Origin of the sequence: Leuconostoc sp. S50 (genome assembly GCF_016624925.1) — a bacterium.
GTDB classification, from domain to species: domain Bacteria; phylum Bacillota; class Bacilli; order Lactobacillales; family Lactobacillaceae; genus Leuconostoc; species Leuconostoc pseudomesenteroides.
On the sequence record NZ_JACVUE010000015.1, the window covers coordinates 1 to 21,658 of the forward strand.

Below are 21,658 nucleotides of genomic sequence, written 5' to 3' on the forward strand. Positions count from 1 at the left end.
TCCAGTGAACAAGGCGTCCACAACCACCACGTCGCGTCCTGCTTCAACCAAACGTTTCACCATGTGTGAGCCAATATATCCTGCACCACCAAGTACTAATACTGCCATTTTGATTTATTCCCCTACTTCGATTTGCTTAATAAACTTTTCCAGACCATCTTGTCCAGATTGATCATTTTTGAAGACGCCTGCATCCTCAAGTACCCGACTGAAAATCTGTCCCACGCTTTGTTGCACGATATGGGTCACATTATTCGCGTTAATCACTTCAGATTGCTTCAAAGCATCTGCCCATGCTTGATGTTTCTCTGCAATGTTATTTTCATTACCCAATAAATATTGCGCAACTTCAGCTAATTCTGTTTTCAAACGTGGCGGTAAAATTGCTAATCCCATCACCTCAATCAAACCAATATTTTCTTGTTTAATATGCTGAACATCTGGATGTGGGTGAAAAATGCCATCTGGGAAAGCGTCAGATGTGTTGTTATCACGTAATACAAGATCCACTTCGTAATGACCACTTCGAAATCTAACAATCGGCGTTACCGTGTGGTGCCGTTCACCATCATCACCATACGCACGAATCGAAAGAGAGGCATCATCATAATTTTGCCAAATCATCATAATTTTATCAGCAGCATGTAGTAATTTTTCACGATCATCGTCAATCAAGCGAATGGTTGTCATCGGCCAATTTAAAATACCCGCTTCACGCAAATCACAACCTGCAATGGTAATTTTTTCTTTCATGACTGCTTTTGCCATAGGTAGTTCATAACGGCCAGCTTGAAAATGGTCATGTGATAAAATTGAGCCACCGACAATTGGTAAATCCGCATTCGATCCAATGAAATAATCTGGAAATTTAGACACAAACTCTAACAATCGTGATAAGTTTTCACGATCAACATGCATCGGGCGAAGATTTTCAGAGAGCACGATAGCATGTTCATTGAAATAAGCATAAGGTGAATATTGAAAATACCATTTTTCATGTCCCAATGTTATCGGAATAACCCGATGATTGGTGCGTGCTGCATAATCCAGTCGTCCCCAATATCCTTCATTCTCTTTTGCCAATTGTGACACGGGATATTGCGATTGCTGTTGGTTTTTATTTTTTAAAGCAGCCGCAATCGCTTTAGGATCCTTTTCCGGTTTGGATAAATTAATGGTAATTTGCAGTGTACCATATTGTGTGTCTACCGGATAAGAAATATTTTGACTGATTTCACGTGTTTTAATGTAATTACTGCGTTGGGACAAATCAAAGAAATAATCAGTTGCTTGTCGCGGAGATTGCTGATAGTGCTCCCAAAACATTTTGCGAACCTGTGATGGCCTTGGTACGATAAAGTTCATGAGTTGCGCACCTAGCATATCAGTGTTCATTTGACGCAACGCTAATGTCCCATTTTTTTCGGCAACAGCTGTCAGCTGATCTAGTAACGCTAGGGTCGTTACACTGTCATCATCTACCAAGTGAGGCGCGGTATTATGATTTGTTTCACCAACTAATCCCATAATTTGATTGACCAAATAAATTTCGTCATCAGTTGTATAATCAGATTCTGCAATGATTTTTTTTGCGAATGCTGTGAATAAATCAATTTCCGCCATTATGCTTCTCCTGCTACTTCACCTACCCAGTGTGCACCATTGCCAATATTAGCGACATAAAATGATGGTGCATAGCCAACAACTAATTCATATTGGCGTCCCACTGTTTCTTTCAGTTGCGCAACAGCATCGCGATGGACTAATGCAATCGCACAGCCACCAAAACCTGCTCCAGTCATGCGAGCGCCAAGTACACCATCAACCTGTTGCGCTGTTTCAGCTAAAGTATCTAGCTCGATACCAGTAACTTCATAGTCATCTTTTAACGATTGGTGCGAAGCATTCATCAATTCACCAAATTCTTTAAGATCATCATTTTTTAATGCCTTTACAGCCACCTTGGTGCGTTCATTTTCATAAACCGCATGTCGTGCACGCTTACGCAAGGTTTCGGAGGATAAATTATCAGCATATTTATCAAATGTATCACTATCGAGTTCACCTAAATATTGAATCGGTACATATTTTTGCAATTGATATACAGCTTCTTGCGTTTCACGAACACGCTCGTTGTACTTTGAGTCCGCTAATTCACGACGTTTATTCGTATTCATGATGACAACTACATAATCACCCAAATGAATAGGCACCATCTCATAAATCATCGTATTAGTGTCAAGGTAAATTGCCCGATCCTTTTCACCAAAACCAATTGCAAACTGATCCATAATGCCTGTGTTAACGCCAACAAAGTCGTTTTCTGCTCGTTGACCACTGGCAACCAATTGCAACCTTGGAATCTTAAGTTGGTACAATTTTTGAGCGACAACGCCAATCAATAATTCCAATGATGATGACGATGACAAACCTGAACCATTTGGAATATTACCTTCGATGACTAGTTCAAAACCATTTTCAAACTGATTACCATACCCTCTAAGGGCCTGTAATACACCTTTAACAAAGTTACCCCAAGATGCGTGAGGTAATTTGTCTTCATTATCAATATCAAAGGTAATCACACCTTGTTCTGGAAAATTAGTTGAATAAATTTTGACATCACGATCTGATCGCAACGCCGCTACGCCATATGTTCCTAGCGTAATTGATGCTGGAAAGACATGACCGCCATTGTAATCTGTATGTTCACCGATTAAGTTGATGCGACCCGGTGAAAAAAATTTATCACTTGGCATATGGTGAAATTGACTTTCAAAAACCTGCGTTAATTTTGTGTAAGTATCAGACATTTCAATCTACCTTTCTTACTTTAATTCGTTTTCTTGGACTTTAAAATATCTAACTGATGAGGTAAAATCTGCTTGCTCAATCGGCGCATTATATAAACCAATTGACATCAACTCGTCCCCAGAAAAACTTTCTTGTGTGGCTTGATCAACATAGAGTGCCTCGGGCAGCAAGTGGCTCATCTTTGTAATGCTAAACGCTGGTTGCGCCGTTGATAACACACGATAATTAAACAAAAGCGCCTCTGTTTTATCTTCATTCACAAATTCCCAAGCAGTTTCGTTACCCTCAAACGGACTTTTAATGCGATAAAAATTGCCATATTGAATCAACTGCCGTTGTTGCTTATAAAATGAAATTTGATCTTTAATCTCACTTTTTTCTGCATCAGACAATTTGGCTAAATTTAATTCATATCCGAACACACCCGCAGTCGCAACATCGCCACGCACTTTCAAGCTCGTTTTGCGACCAGTTTGATGATTAGGAGATGCAGAAACGTGAGCGGTCATGCTTGAAACTGGATAACTCAAGGTTGTACCATATTGAATTTTCAAACGCTCAATAGGGTCTGTATTATCAGATGTCCATGACTGTGGGAAATAATACAGCATACCGGCATCAAAACGACCGCCACCACCTGAGCAACCTTCAAACAAAATTTGAGGATATCGGCTGGTCAAACGATTAGCCAAATCATATACACCTAACATATAGCGATGTGCTACTTCACCTTGACGATCAGCTGGCAAAGCAGTCGAATAAACTTCCGTCAGATGACGATTCATATCCCACTTAATGTAATCAATTGGCACATTGTCCAAAATGGCTACCATTTGATCAAAAATATTGTCAACAACTTCTGGTCGTGAAAAATCCAGTACATATTGATCTCGACTTGGTGTCATGACACGTTCTGGAATACGTAGTACGTATTCTGGATGGGCGCGATATAGGTCCGAATTTTTAGAAATCATTTCTGGCTCAAACCAGAGTCCAAACTTCATTCCTTTGTCATGCACTTTTTGTGACAAACCATTTAATCCACCACCATCTTTTAACTTGGCTGTGTACTCAAACCAATCACCTAGTGAACTATCATCGTCATCACGATGACCAAACCAACCGTCATCTAAGACAAACATTTCCACACCTAGCGGCGCAGCTTCATCTAAAATTTCTTCAATTTTTTCGGCATTGAAATCAAAATATGTTGCTTCCCAGTTGTTGATAACAATTGGTCGTTGTGCGTACTGATATTGTCCGCGAGCTACACGTTCCCGCAAAAGGTGATGATAAGCTTGTGACATACCATTAAGGCCCTCATCTGAGTACACCATCAGCGTCTCTGGTGTTTGAAAACTATCGTCTGGAGTGAGTTCCCAAGAAAAGCCTTCTTCATTAATACCAGCTAAAATGCGCAACTGATCAACATAATCTTTTTCTAAAGTAAATTGATGATTACCAGAGTAAACTAACTGAATACCAACTGCTTCACCCTGATTTTCCGTTGTAGTCGGTGCAACCAGCGCAATAAACGGGTTCATGTGATGCGAACTGGTACCACGATGACTGGCAAAAGTCGTTAACCCTTGGCGCAATGCCTGCCGTTCGATACTTCGCTCACGAACATGAGCACCCGGCAGAGAGATAACTTCCAAATCATTGGCAGGTAAATCCAATTGGAACGACGCGATTTTTTCAATTTTCACATTTTCGCTAGATAAGTTTTTGAGGTTGCTCCAGCGTGTTACAACCGGCCTGTCGGCATAAATTGTGTAGTATAAAGTGAGCTCAACATTTAAAGTAACATCTTCCAACACAATTGCTAAAGTTTGCGCCTCGTCATCAGATAATACGTAAGCATGTGGTAAATCGCTTAAATTGGTTTTACCCTTTTCAATTGCGTACGATTTAAAACGAAAATCAGTAGCTTCGGCACCATCTACGCCCCGTAATTTAATGGCAGCTTGTCTAAAATCGCCTGTATCATAACCGCTATACTCCTGTAACAAGGTATCTTTTGAAAAACGACGGTCTGTTTGATGAGGTTCTCCAGCTAAATTAGGTGAAAAGCCCCGATCTAGTCGCGGATAAAGGCGAGAACCATGATAGCCTGATATTTTTTTGCCAAAGTACAAGTGGCTCAACACCCCACCATCTTCGATTTGAATCAAGTAAGACACCTGCTGATTTGATAGATGAAAAACTTGTTGTTGTCCATCAAAAAAAATGTTTGCATTAGACATTTGCTTCCTCCAAGAAAATATTTACTAAATTACAAACATAGTTTACCACCTGTTTACTAAAATGTAAACGGTTACTTATTTTTTTTGAACGTCTCACGATAATATAACTGACTTGGAATTGTAGACCAAATTGGCCAAGATCTTTCGCCTTTAGCCAGCTCATAGGCCTGATTTAAAGCAGTTTTGCCAATTGCGCTGGGATTTAATTCAACCGTAGTCAATGCTGGCACCAGATATGAAGCTAACTCCAAATTATCAAAGCTCACCACATCAATGTCTTTTCCAGGTTCAATACCCTGTAATTTCAATGCATTAATAGCGCCTAATGCAATTGGATCAGACGCCACCAACAAAGCATCTAATTGCGGCTCCTCTTCCAATAATTTTGTTGCACCCAAGCTGCCAGTTTCTGCATGCCATGTTCCAGTATGAAAGTGAGGCGTGATATCATGACGCTTTGACCAATCTTCATATATCTCACTACGCACGTCTTCTAGATTAGTTGTTGTCGTACCGTCAAGAGCCGTCAAATCATTTATACCACCAATGAAGCCAATTTTTTGCCGACCCGCTTGATATAACTCGTTCAAAATTCTAACTGTCATCAACCGCAATTCAGGGTTAACCGCATCAATATCATGGTAGTGGTCTTTCGCATCAACTAAAACAATACAGTTGTTGATTTGCTGGAGTCTCTTGACAGCGTTAGGTGTCATATCCCCAAGTACAATAATGGCATCATATTGCGCGAAATCAGCCAATTTCAATCCTTGATTGATACGAATAACTTCATCAACCACAATGCCACGTTCATGAGCAGCTTGAACAATGCTTAAATAAATTTGGCGCCAATAAGAATCATTAGATTCACGTGTTTCAGAAAAGACCGTCAAAACTGCAATATGGAGTGTTTGAGCAGTCACTTCTTTTTTCGGTTTCTTAACATAATTCAGACGCTGTGCTGTGTCAATAACCTTACGTCGTGTCTCGTCTGATACAGATAACGTCATATCTTGATTTAAGACACGTGATACTGTACTTGCCGAAACATCTGTTGCTGCCGCGATGTCTTTTATTGTGACCATGTATTCTTCCTCAACTCGTCAATGTTGTGATATCAGTCTTTATCACAGTAAATGTTCTTTTATTATTTTACAACAAATTGCGATAAAATACTTTTTACTAAATATTTAGTAAAAAAGTATTGCTTTTTCTTTTGAAAGCGCTTACTATTAACTGTGTTAGCTGATATCGAAAAGGAGAATACAATTATGAAGTCTAACAAGCAATCGATGACCTCACGCGTTTCTTATGCGTTTGGTGCATTCGGTAACGATATGTTTTTCGCTACATTGTCAACTTATTTCATTATGTTTGTGACAACACACTTGTTTAATAGTGGTAATGCCGCACAAAACGACAAAATGATTAGTTACATCACGCTAATTATCTTCCTATTACGTTTCGTTGAATTGGCAATTGATCCATTTATTGGTAACGCAATTGATAATACGAGTACACGTTGGGGTAAGTTCAAACCTTGGGTAGTTGTTGGCGGTACTGTTGGTTCTATTGCTCTAATCATTTTGTTTACGAATATGGGTGGTTTAAATAAATCCAATCCTCTGCTTTATCTAATCATCTTTGGTTTTATTTACATCATCATGGATATTTTCTATTCATTCAAAGACATTGGATTTTGGTCAATGATTCCTGCGTTAACATTTGATTCTCGTGAACGTGAAAAAACAGCTACCTTTGCTCGAATCGGATCAACTATCGGTGGTAATTTAGTTGGTGTCGTTGTCATGCCACTTGTCCTTTTCTTCTCTCTAAATTCCAATGGTGGCACGGGTGACACTCGTGGTTGGTTCTGGTTTGCTGTGATTGTTGCAACTATCGCTTGGTTAAGTGCCGTAGCTGTTGGTATCGGTACCAAAGAAGTCGATTCAGATCTTCGTAAAAATAAAGAAAAAACAACTTTCAAAAAAGTTCTTCACATTTTAACTCATAACGATCAATTGATGTGGATTGCCCTTTCTTATGGACTCTACACAACTGGGGTTACACTCGTCAACTCGCTAGAACTGTATTACTTTACTTTTATTTTGGGTAATTCATCTGCTTTCTCAATTTTTGCTAGTCTCAATATTGTAACTGGCTTGCTATCTGTCTCACTGTTCCCAAAGTTAGCTGATAAGCTTAATCGTCGTAATCTTTTCTTCTGGTGCATCTTGACAATGATCATCGCCTTGGTTTTGTTTGTATTTGCTGGTCAATCACTGCCAATGGTCTTAATCGCTGCTGTACTGTTCGCTATTCCACAACCCCTAGTCTTCTTGGTTGTCTTGATGACTATTTCCGATTCTGTTGAATATGGTCAGCTTAAGTTAGGCCACCGTGATGAATCACTAACATTGTCAGTTCGACCATTGCTAGACAAGCTAGCTGGTGCCATTTCAAACGGTGTCGTCGGCTTAACAGCTGTTGCGGCTGGTATGACAACTGGTGCCACAGCTGCTTCTGTTAGCGCTTCAGGTCAAGTTACTTTTAAACTCATTATGTTTGGTTTGCCAATTGTTATTATTTTAATTGGTACGTATGTATTCTATCGCAAGGTCACATTAACAGAAAAGAAGCACGCTGAAATTGTTGATCAATTGGAACGCACTTGGGGTAAGCAATTAGCTGATGATTCTGATAGTCCTGTCACGACATCAACTAAAATTGAAGCTGGTGCGCATGACTACAACGCACCAATCGCCGGCGAGCTCGTTGATTTAGCATCAGTAAATGATCCTATATTTGCTAATGGCGCGCTTGGTCAAGGATTTGCTATTAAGCCTTCTGATGGTCGCGTATATGCACCATTTGATGGTACCGTTAGAATTGCCTTTTCTACTCGACATGCTGTTGGACTGGTCTCTGATACTGGTGTCGTAACATTAATCCACATTGGTATTGGGACGGTAGCTATGCAAGGTACTGGCTTCGTAACTTACTTTGAACGTGGTCAACACGTCAAACGTGGTGATTTACTCATTGAGTTCTGGGATAAAGCTATTAAAGATGCTGGCTATGATGATACAGTTATTGTTACCATTACTAATTCTAGTGCCGATGACACATTGACATTAAAGAAACCACTCGGAAGCTTAGTCGATAAAGACGATGTCATTTTGACGCTTGAAAATAATGGCTAAAATACCGATCATATTATAATACGTAACAAAAGGCCTAAAGTCATATACTTTAGGCCTTTTGCATCTTTAAAATTACATTTGATTGAGATGTGCCTCAATCCATTGCCACACTTCATCTTTACCGTATTTCGTTTCCGATGAGAAGAATTGAAAATCACTGTCTTCTTCGTCAAAACCAAGTGTGCGCTTGATATTTGATTCATATTTATTAAAACGACTGCGTGATATTTTGTCTGACTTGGTCGCAACAACCAAGATTGGAATATTATAATAATGCAACCACTCGTACATTGAAATGTCATCATCACTAGGATTATGGCGGGCGTCAACTAAGCTGATTACACCGCGTAATTGCTTGCGTGATGTGATGTACTCTTCAATCATATGACCAAACGCTTCGCGTTGCTTTTTGGATACTTTCGCGTAACCATAACCGGGCACGTCAACGAAATATAATTGGTCTTCGACATTGTAGAAGTTCAACGTTTGCGTTTTCCCCGGTTGTGATGATGTTCTGGCAAAGTTTTTGCGGTTAATCAATGTGTTGGTCAATGATGATTTACCGACATTTGAGCGACCAACAAGGGCAATTTCAGGTTTGCCATCAGTTGGATATTGGGTGGCTGAAACGGCGCTCATCACCATTTCCACGTTATGCACGTCCATGAGTTAAGCCTCCCTTTTAAGTTGTAGCTCTGGCTGCTCACCTTTTTCAACACTTGCTTCGGTGATAATGACTTTCGCCACATCATCACGACTTGGGATATCATACATGACATCCTTCATGACGTTTTCAATGATTGAGCGTAGGCCACGCGCGCCAGTATGGCGTTTGATGGCTAGTTCGGCCATTGCCTCTAATGCATCTGGTTGGAACTCAAGCTCAACATCATCTAAGCCCAAAAGTGCTGTGTATTGCTTAATGAGCGCGTTTTTAGGTTCTGTCAAAATGCGTGCCAAGTCAGCCACTTTTAATTCATCTAACACGGTCACAATTGGCAAACGACCAATAAATTCTGGAATTAAGCCAAATTTAGTCATATCCTCTGGTTGCACATGGCGAAGAATATTTTCGTCATTGAGGGCAACTGCGTTTTCATTAGCGTCTGAACCGAAGCCGATGACTCGTTCACCCAAACGTTCCTTGATAATCGTATCGATACCTGCGAAAGCGCCACCAACGATAAACAAAATGTTGGTGGTGTCAACCTGAATTAACTCTTGTTGCGGATGCTTACGACCACCTTGTGGTGGCACGCTGGCAATGGTTCCTTCTAGCATTTTAAGCAACGCTTGTTGGACTCCTTCACCAGAAACATCACGCGTGATTGAAACGTTTTCAGATTTCTTGGCAATTTTGTCAATTTCATCAACGTAAATGATGCCGTGCTCGGCTGCCTCAACATTGAAATCAGCTGCTTGTAACAACTTCAAAATAATGTTTTCAACGTCTTCACCAACATACCCTGCCTCAGTCAAAGTGGTGGCATCAGCAATGGCAAATGGCACATTCAAAATACGCGCCAAACTCTGCGCCAAATATGTTTTCCCTGAACCAGTTGGTCCGATTAAGGCAATATTGGATTTTTGCAATTCAACATCCGTGGTTGGCGCAACATTTTCATTGATACGCTTGTAATGATTATAAACTGCGACAGCCAACGTCTTCTTAGCGTCTTCTTGACCGATGACATAATCGTTTAGTTCAGCCACGATTTCATGTGGCGTTGGTAAGGATAAGACTTGGGCCGCTTGCGAGGTGGTTAATTCTTCTTGAATAATGTTTTGCGCCAAAGCGACACATTCGTTACAAATATAGACACCATTTGGTCCCGCCACAATATTTTTAACTTCACTGGCAGATTTACCACAAAAACTGCAATGTACTTCTTCTTCAAAATTTGGTGTATTCGCCATTATTTTCCCTTTTTGATTGATCTGCTACATTTTTATGCAGATGATATATATTTTATATACAACTTAGATATGTTTTATATGCAAACCATATCCTATTATTATACTATTTTATAACCATCTTATAAACCGTGTTTTAGATTTATATTTTCGACAATGCGTATTTTCTTTTTTTGTTAAATGTGGGTATGGATTTTGAATTTATTGCTTTGTACTTTCTTGGGAACAGCGTAAGTTGGGGGAAGTAGCTAAAATAACAGCTGGCGGTGATATTGATAAATCGAAAGTAAACGAAAATGGACAATATCCAATTTTTGCCAATGCGCTTACTAATGATGGCATTGTAGGATATTATGATTCTGCTTATAAAGTAGAGGCTCCTGCTGTTACTGTGACAGGTCGCGGAGATGTAGGACATGCAAAGGCTCGAAATACTAGCTTTACACCAGTGGTACGGCTGCTAGCTGTTAAGTCAGATCATGATGTTGATTTTCTAGAGAATGCAATTAATACACACAAAGTTCTAATTGAGTCGACTGGCGTTCCACAGTTAACGGCTCCACAACTAGGAAATTATAAAATATTCTTTCCAAAGAGAGCAGAACAACAAAAAATAGGTTTGCTCTTCAAACAACTCGACAACCTCATCACCCTTAATCAACAAAAACTCAACCTACTCAAAAAACAAAAACAAGCCTACCTCCAAAAAATGTTTATCTAACATTAAAATGGTTTAATGTAAATTGGCCCAACAACAAGTTGTGGCTAATTTTTTATTTGGAGGTGTCTATCATGACACAGAATCAAACGTTTCACGCATATTTTAAGGACTGGATGACGCTATATAAGCAAGGCGCTGTCAGACCTGTTACTTATCAAAAATATGTTATAACACATCAACATCTCGTTAAACTTGCACCAAGGCTCAAAACAAGTAGACTCTCACGTGCAACTTATCAGCAATTGCTTAACGATTTTGCCCAAAATCACGAACGCCAAACATTTTTGGATTTTCATCATCATTTAAAAAGCTCGATTATAGATGCCATGGAAGAGGACATTTTAAAACGAGATCCAACACCAACACGTAAAATTGTGATTAAAGGAACCGTTCAGCGACTGCATAAGCCCAAATTTTTGAACCAATTTGAAGTACAGGCTCTTCTAAAACAATTGAATTTACAGGACGAAGTTAATTGGGATTACTTTATCTTGCTCATTACAAAAACGGGATTGCGTTTTGCTGAAGCTTTAGGACTAACACCAGCAGATTTTGACTTTGAAAAACAAATTATCAAAATTGATAAGACGTGGAATTATAAATCAGTACAAGCTGACTTTGCGCCAACAAAAAATAATTCATCGGTCCGGAAAGTACAAATTGATTGGCAAACTGCGATACGATTTTCAGTCATCGTTCGCAATCTACCAAGAGATGAGCCAATATTTGTCCGTGGACGTGTTTACAATGCGACAGTGAATGACAGATTAGCCACACTTTGCAAGCAAGTTGAGATACCAGTTATCTCAATTCATGGCCTGCGCCACACACATGCCTCATTATTGCTTTACGCAGGCGTATCAGTTGCTTCGGTGGCACGTAGGTTGGGACATTCAAATATGACAACAACACAAAAAACCTACATTCACGTCATTCAAGAATTAGAAAATCAAGATAATGATTTAGTCATGAAACATTTAGCACAATTGATGTAAAAATAACGATATCTACTGATTAAGTATATATCGTTTTATAATTGTTTGTTGAAAGGTTGGTAAGACGGGCGAGTTGTTTCAGTCAATATTTATGCATACTTGTTTATTTATCATCGAAAGATGACATTACTATCACATCACTCCTCTTGTTCTAAAAATATTGTAAGGGAAAATATTAAGTGCCGGCAACATAATATCTATTTCTTTACCGATTGGTGCTTATAATAAGATGAGGGGCAAATAGTTCGACCTAAGTTTAATTGTTGTTCAATAGCAAAGAGAGTCAGACTGATCATTCAAATATGCATTTACACCCAAACGTTTAAACAATGCATACCTACATGCTTTTTATCAAGAAGCCACGTTGTTTAAAACTTTTGTTTAACACTTAAAGTACATATTATTGCTTTCGCTTAAAATAATCGTACATCAAGACACCAAGGGCAAGAAACATAATAAATATACCAATCTTACCGTGACCTGCTGATATAGCGATAATTCCAGGAATTAACAAACAATAATATAGTGATTTTCTTTTCTTTTCCATACTGTCAGGCCTTGTTATTGTCTCGATTACCATTGGTTCCTACCCAGTGACCACTTGATGTATAGTCACACGACCAGCCACCATAAAAATCTTTCTTTATTGCTGCAGCTCCTCCCGGCCAATAAGACGGTGTGCGTTTATCAGATCCATCTGGTACTGATAATGCCGCTCGTGGGCTTTGCCAGCTATCATTATAAAAATAATCGTATAAATTACCACTATTTTTATTTTTAGTCAAAACAGTACCAAATCCACGATCTGTTGTCTTATCAAAAGCATTTCGATCTGGTGCAAGAAAATGATCATTAATATAATTAGATCCACAACTTGATATCAGTCCAATTATGTATCCTGCAACTGGCCCCACAAACAATGAAGGTAAGGCAGCCGCTACATTGACAAGTCCCATTGCGATGCTTAAGTTATCATACATCGCAATTGAATTTCGATAATTATATGCTGTCACCATCAAACTAGTTTGATGTCCACTTTGCCATGACCACCCATTACTCATTTGTTGATAATCGGGTGAAACTGATTGAATGCCCCCTGTAATATGATAACCGCGATTGGTCTTTAGGTTGCCGTTGATATCCCCTAGACTATTGTTTACCTTGTTCCATTTACCGTCAACAAGTGGCACAAGGGCAGTTGAACCATCAATAATTGTATTTCGTTCCTCCGTGCCCGCGCTAACAAGAGAACGGTCTCCCTTAGTCTCAGTAGCATCCACAATGTCTTGGTCCATAATAGTCACCGACTTTCCATTGGACATGGTATACGTGTGTGAACTAGAGTCAGAAGCCATCACAGAAACAACTGGTGTCACTGATACAATACTGAATATAGTGATTACAATAACTAACACAAAAGATATTTTTTTCATAACATTACTCCTAGTTTGACTTTTGGGGCAACTAACCAATATGCATACTATAACATTATAAAAAATTAAAAAAGTTAAATTCATAAAAAGTTCATAAACGTTCACAATTCGTTCAGAATAATTTCGAAAGAAAAACACATTGATTTGTTTCTCAACACTGATTTTCAAGCATCAGTATAGGCCCAGTACATTTGAGAGAAAGTGTTTGTTAGGCAATTTATACAGCAAAAAATGAACGTAATAACAGTCAATTAAATGTTGATCGTACTATTTTAATAGTTCCTATGTGCTTTCAATGCTAACGTTAGCTTTATTTATTTTTTTGCACTATTCTTCAAGTAACCAATCAACAGCGTGAATAATTTGAATGCCATCTATATTACCAACATCCATCCGATTCATTGTTAATACAACCTTTTCAAAGCCATCTGGTAGATGCGCTAAGTTGGCAGTCTCTCGCCTACTATTTTCTGGCAATTGATACGTTACTTGAAAATATTTAATCTCATTATTTTTTCGAGCAACAAAATCAATTTTTAAATCATCATATTGTCCAACGTTGATCTCATAGCCTCGTCTAAGTAATTCAAAATATATCACTGTTTCAAGCTGGCGTCCAATATTATCTCGATAACTAGTTCCCAACACCGTATTTCTTAATCCAGTGTCTACACCGTAGTACTTGGCCATGGTTCTCAAACGCTCTTTACCTCGAATATCAAAGCGTTGGACTTTATAAAAAATAAATGCATTCGTCAAAGCGTCCAGATATTTTGTCACTGTCGGCGCATTAGCCGTTTGCCAACCCTCGTTTTTCAAAACACCTGCTACTTTTGATGGTGAAATAATTTGACCACTTTGATCAAACAAATAATCAGTTAAACGTAGCAATAACCCATCATTTCGAATTTCAGCACGGCTTGCCACATCGCGTAAAACAATTGAATCGTAAATGCCTGAAACAACGATTTTTCTAACTTCATCATCATCGGATAACACGGCAGTCGGAAAACCACCCACAGTTAGATATTCCATAAATTGAATATCCGGATATGCTTCCACACCCTTAAAATTGCGAAATTCTTTAAAGGATAAAGGATAAACAGGAATTTCAACATAACGTCCGGCCAAAAGACTTGCCATTTCACCTGACAGTAATGAGGCATTTGAGCCAGTGATATAGATATCCACATTGAACTCAACTCGAAAACTGTTAATTGCAACTTGCCAATCAGCCACACGCTGAATTTCATCGAAGAAAAGGTAGGTTTTCTGTTGAGATATGTTATTAGCAACATAATCGTGCAATGCAGTTGCATTACCATACTTTAAATTATTAACGTCCTCAAATGACAAATAGATAATTTGATCATCCTTTGTGCCAGACGAAAGCAAATCGTCCCGAAACATTTGCATAACATATGTTTTGCCAGACCGGCGAACACCGGTAATGATTTTGATAAATTCCGTATCTTTAAATTTTGTCAATTTCTCTATAAATGCTTTTCTCGGAATCATAGATTTTTCCCTTCTTACCTGAAAATAAATCGTAATTTAATTATAGCTTAATTTATCGAAAAAATAAATTATAATTTATTTTACTAAATCGACATCGTCAACGAGAATGAGAGGCAAATTATTCAAAACCGCTATTCAGTTTTCTAACTGGATAGCGGTTTTGGATGTCTAAACGACAGTACTTGCGTTAAGAATTAGATAAACATTTTTTGGAGGTAGGCTTGTTTTTGTTTTTTGAGGAGGTCGAGCTTTTGTTGATTGAGGGTGATGAGGTTGTCGAGTTGTTTGAAGAATGATCCTATTTTTTGTTGTTCTACCTTTTCGGGAATGCTAAATTCAGTTGTCGAAACTGTCTTCCAATCTGAGCGAGGCATCTTTGTACCAGATGAAAGATTTGCAACTTGTTGATACTTCGGTGCTTGAATTAAGGCGTAAAGGAAGCTTGATTCAAGTATCTCTTTAGTACGTAGCACCCAGAAGTCCCCAAGTGCTATGCCTTCAAACGTAGCATGCAGCCAATTTTTCAGATACGGACGTAACTTACCGTACAGTATATCCCCATCCACGAAATGAATGCCGGAACGTATGTCATCTGACTTTGTAATGTCCTTATTCAGACGTCCCATGCCGGGAATCAAATCCTCAAATTCAACGCGCGGAAGTTCTACAGCTGATGACTCAGAAACTCGATCAACCATTTCTACAAGCGGACGCTCTCTCCAGTCATCACTAAAGACAGTAAAACGTAATTCTTGACTAAAAATCTGTTGTAAATACGCCTGTTTTAATTGCTTTAAAAAGCGTGCTTTATGCTCGTTTTGAGCGTAAGGTATAATATTCACCATTTTTGATATTATCAAAATACCATATTTCTTTTATTTAATATCAATGAGAGCACAAAAAAAGCACCTCAACCTGAAGTGCTCTGAAAATCAAACTTATTTATACTGCTTTAGCAGAGTCAGTCACTTTCTTAATGACTTCGCGCATAGCAATGTCATGCTTCAACAATGAATCTGACAAAGTTGCACGTACTTGCGCAGCGTCCATGTTGTATTGTGAAGCCAAGTTGTTGATTTCTTCAGTAACTTGTTCTTCTGATGGTTCAATACCTTCTGCTTTAACAATTGCTTCAAGTACAAGGTTAGTCTTAACGCGAGTTGCTGCGCCGTCTTCGAATTGCTTGTGCAAATCATCTTCAGTTTGACCTGAAATTTGGAAGAACATTTCACGAGAAATGCCTTGTTGTTGCAATTGTCCCAAATATTGATCGATTTGACGATGAACATCTTCATCAATCATAGCATCTGGAATCTTGTCACCGTCAATTGAAGCATTGTCAACTGCCTTAGTGATGACTGCGTCTTCAAATGCTTCTTTAGCACTTTCAGCTTTAGTTTCAGCTAACTTCTTAGCAGTCTTTTCTTTCAATTCTGCCAATGTTTCAACTTCTTCATCGACATCCTTGGCAAATTCGTCGTCCAATTCAGGCAATTCCTTGCGCTTCAATTCATGAATCTTAACTTCAAACAAGGCTTCTTTGCCAGCCAAATCAGCAGCTTGATAGTCTTCAGGGAACGTAACATTAACGTTCACATCTTCACCTGCTGTGTGACCTACCAATTGTTCTTCAAAGCCAGGAATGAATTGACCTGAGCCCAATGCCAATGAAAAGTCGTTGGCTTGACCGCCATCAAAATGTTCGCCATCAACAGAACCATCAAAGTCGATAACAACAGTATCGCCGTTTTCTGCCTTAACTGATTCTTCTTGCAAAACAAGTTCTGCTTGTCCTTCTTGCAAACGCTTGATTTCGGCATCAACGTCAGCGTCAGTCACTTCTTCATCTTGAGCAGCAACTTCAAGGTTCAAATAGTCACCCAACTTCACTTCAGGTGCAGTTGTAATTTCAGCTTTCAAAGTCCAAGCTTCACCCTTGTTCATTGAGACTGGTTCGATATTTGGACGACCAACTGGTGTTACACCAGCTTCGTCAACAGCTGCTTCATAAGCGGCTGGCAAAACAATATCCATTGCTTCTTGATACAAAGCTTCTTCACCAAACTTTTGGAAAAAGAGTTGCTTTGTCACTTTTCCTTTACGGAATCCAGGGATTGAAACCTGATTTTTATTACGTTGGAAAGCTTTATCCAAACCTTCTTCAACTGTTGCGCGTGAGATTTCAAATTCTAATGTGCCTTGGTTTTTTTCATCCGCGGCTGGTGTCCACTTAGACATGTTATTTCCTCCGAGTTTTCAATACTATCTAATTTTAGACTAAATTTACGAATATCACAACTATTTTGTCGTGAATATTCATCTAAATTTTACCATTTAAGGTTACATTGCTTTTTTTAACGATAATACAGCATACAATCCAGCTGCAAATAGCATGGTTAGCCAAGTTGAACCAACTGTGTCTGTGACCAGTGTTACTTGTTGTAAACCAAAATACACGGCAATACTAATCACCCAAGTGATGTAGGCCCGAACATTGAAACCAGCTTGATACCAGTATTTCCCATCTATTTTACTAAATTGATTGGTGTCATAATTTTTACTACGGACAAAGAAGAAATCAACCAGTAGAATAGCAATTTCAGGTCCTAAAATCATCCCCACCATATCTAAAAACCAAATAAACGTGTTGATAAACCCACCAAAAATAAATGGAATAAAGCTCATCAACGTGGCAATGATGGTAACAATCCAGAGCGATGGTGTCAGCTTAATTTTTGGCAAAATATTATTAAACGCTGACCCTGCTGCCATTAAATTAACCGCATTTGCTGTGGTTGATGTCAGCATAATCACAATCAATGCTAAGACACCCAGTCCCAACTTTGACGCAACAGTTGAGGGATCAGAACTATCTGGATTAAACGCATTTGTACTGACAGCAGCGGCAATCGTAGTTAGTGAGCCAACAATGGCAAACCAATACAGACCTAACGTTGCACCAATAAACGGCGCCTTGGTTGCAGATGATTTATTTTTTGAAAAACGCGTAAAGTCCGCTGCCGCCGTCACCCATGCCAAATTAAAAGCCGCAAAAACGTCAATAGCAGTTCCAAATGATAGATGTGCTGCAGTTGGTGCATGCCAAGCTAAAATTTGTTGTAATGATACTTCTCGCAAGACCACAATAGTCTCCCAGATGACCAAGGCAATCACCAAAATGATACCAATTCGTTCAATTAATCGAATGGATTTTTGACCGAGAGAAATTGAAATCAAATGTAAAATGCCCATAGTCGCAACACCAACGACCATACCTTTGATACCACCGGGCTTAAAATTGGTCGAACCAAAAATATCAGCCAATAAGTAACTAACAGATATTGCTGCAATATAGGTATTAACCGCTGCCCAGCCCATAAATTGCACCACGTTAATCAACGATGGTCCGATTGAACCGCGAACTCCAAAAGCCGGTCGCATCAAGTTCATTGTTGAGGCGCGCACTTTGTAGCCCATGTAGCCAACTAGTGCCAAAAATACATAAGCGAGGGGTCCACTAATTAAAATGACACCCAAAGCGCCACTCAAACCAAGCGCTGCAATGACACCGCCAATATACCACGTACCATTGTTTGCATTCGCACCAATCCATGTCGCCAATTGGTCCCAGAAACCCATCTTCGCGATATGCCGGTCATTATCGACTTTTATCCCCTGACTCTCCATATTTGCCTCCGTTTTAATGATAATACAATTAGAATTATCATAACAAAAAACGCCCGCTAAGGCAAACGTTCGTTCGGGTGTTTTAGTCTAATATTTGTAACATAATCCATTCAATTATTGCGTTAACAAAAAATCTCAAAAACATATTGTTTAATATGTTTTTGAGATTTCTAGTGATTTAAAAATTCAGAATCAGTTAGCGCTATTTTTTATTTCTAACTTTCACTGGTTGCGTCACACGCAGCACCTTCGTAAACGAGAATCCAATAATTACAATACCAGCTACAATTACTAATGCCATAGTGTTTCTCCTTTGATTTGTTTGATTACTGCTATCATACAGACCAAAGATTAAACCAATATTTAATCCAAATTAGTAATTTCAGCGATTGCTTGTGCATAGATTGAGATTGAACGATACAAGTCATCTAACAAAGCAAATTCATTAACTTGGTGCATAGTGTCTGGTGAATCTGGGAATAGCGCCCCAAAGGCGACACCACGCTTCATCAAACGACCATAAGTACCACCACCAATAACTTGATCATGTGCTGGCAAACCAGTTTGTTCATGATAAACACGCAACAATGTTTCCACAATAGGATCGCTTGGTGCAACGTAATGTGGCACTTGCGCGTGTCCACCGATTGTTGGCTTGACATCCCAACCATTCAATTGTGAGGCCAAACCAGCTTCAATTTCTTCCGGTGTAATGCCTTTTGGATAACGGAAGTTGAAGTTAATAAAGGCTTTGCCGCCGTCAACAAACTTTTGAATACCAACGTTCATTGACAAAGGTCCCATGACTTGGTCAGTGTAGTTAACACCAAACTTCTTACCAATAGTATCATCATGTGCTGGCGTGCCAAGATAAGTCAAGAATGACTTAGCAGTACCACCGAAATCAAAGTCTTGCAAGAAGTTAGCTAGGTACGTACCAGCGTTCTCACCAGTTTCAGGCATTGCGCCGTGAACCTGTTTACCATTCAAAACAAAGTTGACAACTTCACCATCTGTCTCTGTTGAACCAGAAATCTGTGGATTATCCACCAAATATTCTTGGAATTCAGTGACAATTTTTTCTGCTTGTGCTGACTGCACAGTAGCACGGGCAATTCCAGGCACCATGTTAGTCCGTAATCCAGATTCAAACGATACCAATTTAGCAGAACCACCGTTAGTAGCTTCGCCGTCAATCAAAATTTGGACATTACCCTTTTCACCATTGATAATTGGATATTCGGCATCAGGAGAGAAACCAAACGCTGGTTCAGGTTCCACTTCAAAATAACGTGTCATGCCTGTCCAGTCGTTTTCTTCATCGGTACCAAAAATCAATCGTACACGACGCTTCAAAGGTACTTTCAAATCAGACAAAATTTTGAAAGCGTAATAAGCAGCCATCCCCGGTCCCTTATCATCAGACGCCCCGCGGGCAATGATTTTATCTTCAGTCACAACAGGTTCAAATGGTGCTGTTTCCCAACCTTCGCCTGCTGGCATGACATCAACGTGGGCCAAGATAGCGACGTATTCCTCAGCGTCCTTTGGACCAATTTCAATATAACCAGCCAAGTTATCAAGATTTTTAGTGGTAAAACCGTCTCGTTCTGCAATCGACAGTACTTTAACTAATGCATCTTTGGGTCCAGGACCAAGTGGTGCATCTGCTGTGGCTTTTGAGTCATCACGTACAGATTCAACTGCTAGCATTGATTTCAAATCCTCAATAAACGCCTCTTTGCGCGTTTCTGTTTCTTGTTTCCAATCAATTGTCATGTTTTTTAACCTTTCTTGTATCTAATACTTTGATTATACGCTTTTGCTGATTTTTTTCCTAATGACTTATCTTGCTCAATATCGTGATTGCTTTGGTACACTAGCTAACAATTTTTGACGCAAAGCTGGATCAGCCACTGCGATAAATAAACCATGACGTCCCCTTTTTAGTAGGATGTTCAAAGCATTAAGCATGATTGATTGCTTATCTTCTAATGACAAATTTTTGCCACCCACGCTTCTAAATGCTGCCTTATCCTCATAATGACTTGGATCGATGATTAACTGATCTTTTTGATTATCATAACGAATGCCAGGCCCAATAATCACGCCTGCATAATTCAAGTCAAAGCCCTGAATCGTATAAACAGACCCCACTTCATCGATCGTTTCAGGGCGCAGAGCCCAAGGTGTGACACCTGTATCAAGCTGATCCCAAGGCAATTTGAAATCGTCCAACGTAACATACCATTTGCCACGATTCACCGTATAGGGGTAATCGGTAGTTGCCAAGATTCTCGACATGCCAACACGCTGATTTTCTTGACAAATCGCCGTATATAACTGGTTGGCATCATTATAAATGCGCAAATCAAATGATGGCGTTGTTGCCACATCAATTATTTTTTTGTGCTGGGTTAGCTGATCAATCCACTCAACGACTGACTGGCTTTGACCAACCATTCGATATTGCTCGCTTAATTGAACTGTCTCGGGTCTAAACGGTGCTAAAATCGTCTGCAATTGCTCTTGATGCCACATACTTTTTAATTTCAAAACCTGATGAGCATCAAAGACTAGAATAACCACACGCGCATGTTTCAGTATCTCAACCAGTTGATTTTCTTGCTGAAATTTATTGTACCGGTCTGGTGCTGTTAGTAAAAGATGGGCTTCATCAATTAAAACAACATCAGCAGTTTGATTGTGACGAGTCATTTGATTAATGAATGTCGTTGGTTTAAGAAATTGATTCTTTTTGAGGTCAGGCTGATAACTAGCTAATTCACGGTAACTTTTCCACATCTCAGCGTGATTAACAAGTAAAAAATTACGCCAGTGTGGCTTCGTGGCTTGTAGTTGTTTGAAACTTTCAAATAACACAACGCTCTTACCAGCACCAGCGCCACCTTCTATCACAAAAGCACGCGTTTGCGATTGGGTTAAATTGTGATTGGCGAACGCTACTGCTTGATGAATCACATCATTTTGTTCATCTGAAAATTGTTCACCGTCAGCCAATACGAAACTATTTTTAATCATAGCCATATTGTAACATCATGCATCCTCAAAAAAGATAAAAATATAAATGACATAATATAAATGCACCGTCATAAACGCCGATAAC

Annotated in this window: 17 protein-coding genes; 3 read left to right on the forward strand and 14 right to left on the reverse strand. The window is 39.2% G+C overall.

Going from position 1 to position 21,658, the window contains the following annotated elements; translation table 11 throughout:
* The 5 genes from IAE53_RS10095 to IAE53_RS10115 form a co-directional block, all read right to left on the reverse strand.
* The coding region (locus IAE53_RS10095; RefSeq protein WP_200136429.1) for an NAD-dependent epimerase/dehydratase family protein at window positions 1–108 on the reverse strand (108 nt) is incomplete at its 3' end.
* A gap of 6 nt (window positions 109–114) precedes the next feature.
* Window positions 115–1,623, reverse strand: coding sequence for a UDP-glucose--hexose-1-phosphate uridylyltransferase (gene galT, locus IAE53_RS10100; protein WP_200136428.1), 1,509 nt, complete (start codon window positions 1,621–1,623; stop codon window positions 115–117).
* Window positions 1,623–2,813, reverse strand: a complete 1,191-nt coding sequence (locus IAE53_RS10105) for a galactokinase (RefSeq protein WP_148424249.1) — start codon at window positions 2,811–2,813, stop codon at window positions 1,623–1,625. Before IAE53_RS10105 ends, galT begins: the two co-directional genes overlap by 1 nt.
* A gap of 15 nt (window positions 2,814–2,828) precedes the next feature.
* Window positions 2,829–5,060 (reverse strand): alpha-galactosidase, encoded by a 2,232-nt coding sequence (locus IAE53_RS10110; RefSeq protein WP_148424248.1) that lies wholly within the window; start codon window positions 5,058–5,060, stop codon window positions 2,829–2,831.
* A gap of 71 nt (window positions 5,061–5,131) precedes the next feature.
* A complete protein-coding gene (locus IAE53_RS10115; protein WP_148424247.1) occupies window positions 5,132–6,145 on the reverse strand; it encodes a LacI family DNA-binding transcriptional regulator in 1,014 nt (337 codons plus the stop codon).
* A gap of 186 nt (window positions 6,146–6,331) precedes the next feature.
* Between IAE53_RS10115 and IAE53_RS10120 the strand changes: the two genes are divergently transcribed.
* Window positions 6,332–8,263, forward strand: a complete 1,932-nt coding sequence (locus tag IAE53_RS10120) for a glycoside-pentoside-hexuronide (GPH):cation symporter (protein ID WP_148424246.1) — start codon at window positions 6,332–6,334, stop codon at window positions 8,261–8,263.
* A 72-nt stretch (window positions 8,264–8,335) separates the two neighbouring features.
* Here the strand turns inward: IAE53_RS10120 and yihA are convergent, their stop codons facing one another.
* Window positions 8,336–8,929 (reverse strand): ribosome biogenesis GTP-binding protein YihA/YsxC, encoded by a 594-nt coding sequence (yihA, locus tag IAE53_RS10125; protein WP_148424245.1) that lies wholly within the window; start codon window positions 8,927–8,929, stop codon window positions 8,336–8,338.
* Between the two features lie 3 nt (window positions 8,930–8,932).
* Entirely contained in the window at window positions 8,933–10,180 is a 1,248-nt protein-coding gene (gene clpX, locus IAE53_RS10130) for an ATP-dependent Clp protease ATP-binding subunit ClpX (protein WP_010293087.1), read from the reverse strand.
* A 196-nt stretch (window positions 10,181–10,376) separates the two neighbouring features.
* Between clpX and IAE53_RS10135 the strand changes: the two genes are divergently transcribed.
* Together IAE53_RS10135 and IAE53_RS10140 are read left to right on the forward strand one after the other, a co-directional pair.
* Window positions 10,377–10,898 carry a restriction endonuclease subunit S gene (locus IAE53_RS10135; RefSeq protein WP_200136430.1) on the forward strand — a complete coding sequence of 174 codons (522 nt, stop codon included), beginning with the start codon at window positions 10,377–10,379 and terminating at the stop codon, window positions 10,896–10,898.
* A 71-nt stretch (window positions 10,899–10,969) separates the two neighbouring features.
* Entirely contained in the window at window positions 10,970–11,893 is a 924-nt protein-coding gene (locus IAE53_RS10140) for a site-specific integrase (RefSeq protein ID WP_200136427.1), read from the forward strand.
* Window positions 11,894–12,444: 551 nt separating this feature from the next.
* On the opposite strand, the gene IAE53_RS10145 is transcribed toward IAE53_RS10140, so the two are convergent.
* From IAE53_RS10145 to IAE53_RS10175, 7 genes are all read right to left on the reverse strand, one after another.
* Window positions 12,445–13,326: a hypothetical protein gene (locus tag IAE53_RS10145; RefSeq protein WP_200136426.1), complete on the reverse strand. Its 882-nt coding sequence runs from the start codon at window positions 13,324–13,326 to the stop codon at window positions 12,445–12,447.
* 327 nt (window positions 13,327–13,653) lie between these two features.
* Window positions 13,654–14,844: an ATP-binding protein gene (locus tag IAE53_RS10150; protein ID WP_200136425.1), complete on the reverse strand. Its 1,191-nt coding sequence runs from the start codon at window positions 14,842–14,844 to the stop codon at window positions 13,654–13,656.
* Between the two features lie 194 nt (window positions 14,845–15,038).
* Window positions 15,039–15,689: a restriction endonuclease subunit S gene (locus IAE53_RS10155; protein WP_200136424.1), complete on the reverse strand. Its 651-nt coding sequence runs from the start codon at window positions 15,687–15,689 to the stop codon at window positions 15,039–15,041.
* A gap of 97 nt (window positions 15,690–15,786) precedes the next feature.
* Window positions 15,787–17,082: a trigger factor gene (gene tig / locus IAE53_RS10160; RefSeq protein ID WP_114667696.1), complete on the reverse strand. Its 1,296-nt coding sequence runs from the start codon at window positions 17,080–17,082 to the stop codon at window positions 15,787–15,789.
* Between the two features lie 102 nt (window positions 17,083–17,184).
* Window positions 17,185–18,531: a cytosine permease gene (locus IAE53_RS10165; RefSeq protein WP_188353026.1), complete on the reverse strand. Its 1,347-nt coding sequence runs from the start codon at window positions 18,529–18,531 to the stop codon at window positions 17,185–17,187.
* A gap of 363 nt (window positions 18,532–18,894) precedes the next feature.
* The gene (gene pepV, locus IAE53_RS10170; RefSeq protein ID WP_114667044.1) at window positions 18,895–20,310 is read right to left on the reverse strand and encodes a dipeptidase PepV; all 1,416 of its coding nucleotides are present in this window, start codon (window positions 20,308–20,310) and stop codon (window positions 18,895–18,897) included.
* Between the two features lie 75 nt (window positions 20,311–20,385).
* The gene (locus tag IAE53_RS10175; RefSeq protein ID WP_200136423.1) at window positions 20,386–21,579 is read right to left on the reverse strand and encodes a DUF2075 domain-containing protein; all 1,194 of its coding nucleotides are present in this window, start codon (window positions 21,577–21,579) and stop codon (window positions 20,386–20,388) included.
* Window positions 21,580–21,658 lie beyond the last annotated feature (79 nt).

Bases quoted from the DNA above. Each gene is read 5' to 3' on its own strand.
- tig (WP_114667696.1), bottom strand. From the start codon at position 17,082: ATGTCTAAGTGGACACCAGCCGCGGATGAAAAAAACCAAGGCACATTA.
- IAE53_RS10155 (WP_200136424.1), bottom strand. From the start codon at position 15,689: ATGGTGAATATTATACCTTACGCTCAAAACGAGCATAAAGCACGCTTT.
- IAE53_RS10120 (WP_148424246.1), top strand. From the start codon at position 6,332: ATGAAGTCTAACAAGCAATCGATGACCTCACGCGTTTCTTATGCGTTT.
- IAE53_RS10150 (WP_200136425.1), bottom strand. From the start codon at position 14,844: ATGATTCCGAGAAAAGCATTTATAGAGAAATTGACAAAATTTAAAGAT.
- IAE53_RS10140 (WP_200136427.1), top strand. From the start codon at position 10,970: ATGACACAGAATCAAACGTTTCACGCATATTTTAAGGACTGGATGACG.
- clpX (WP_010293087.1), bottom strand. From the start codon at position 10,180: ATGGCGAATACACCAAATTTTGAAGAAGAAGTACATTGCAGTTTTTGT.
- IAE53_RS10145 (WP_200136426.1), bottom strand. From the start codon at position 13,326: ATGAAAAAAATATCTTTTGTGTTAGTTATTGTAATCACTATATTCAGT.
- IAE53_RS10105 (WP_148424249.1), bottom strand. From the start codon at position 2,813: ATGTCTGATACTTACACAAAATTAACGCAGGTTTTTGAAAGTCAATTT.
- IAE53_RS10165 (WP_188353026.1), bottom strand. From the start codon at position 18,531: ATGGAGAGTCAGGGGATAAAAGTCGATAATGACCGGCATATCGCGAAG.
- galT (WP_200136428.1), bottom strand. From the start codon at position 1,623: ATGGCGGAAATTGATTTATTCACAGCATTCGCAAAAAAAATCATTGCA.
- pepV (WP_114667044.1), bottom strand. From the start codon at position 20,310: ATGACAATTGATTGGAAACAAGAAACAGAAACGCGCAAAGAGGCGTTT.
- IAE53_RS10175 (WP_200136423.1), bottom strand. From the start codon at position 21,579: ATGGCTATGATTAAAAATAGTTTCGTATTGGCTGACGGTGAACAATTT.
- IAE53_RS10110 (WP_148424248.1), bottom strand. From the start codon at position 5,060: ATGTCTAATGCAAACATTTTTTTTGATGGACAACAACAAGTTTTTCAT.
- yihA (WP_148424245.1), bottom strand. From the start codon at position 8,929: ATGGACGTGCATAACGTGGAAATGGTGATGAGCGCCGTTTCAGCCACC.
- IAE53_RS10115 (WP_148424247.1), bottom strand. From the start codon at position 6,145: ATGGTCACAATAAAAGACATCGCGGCAGCAACAGATGTTTCGGCAAGT.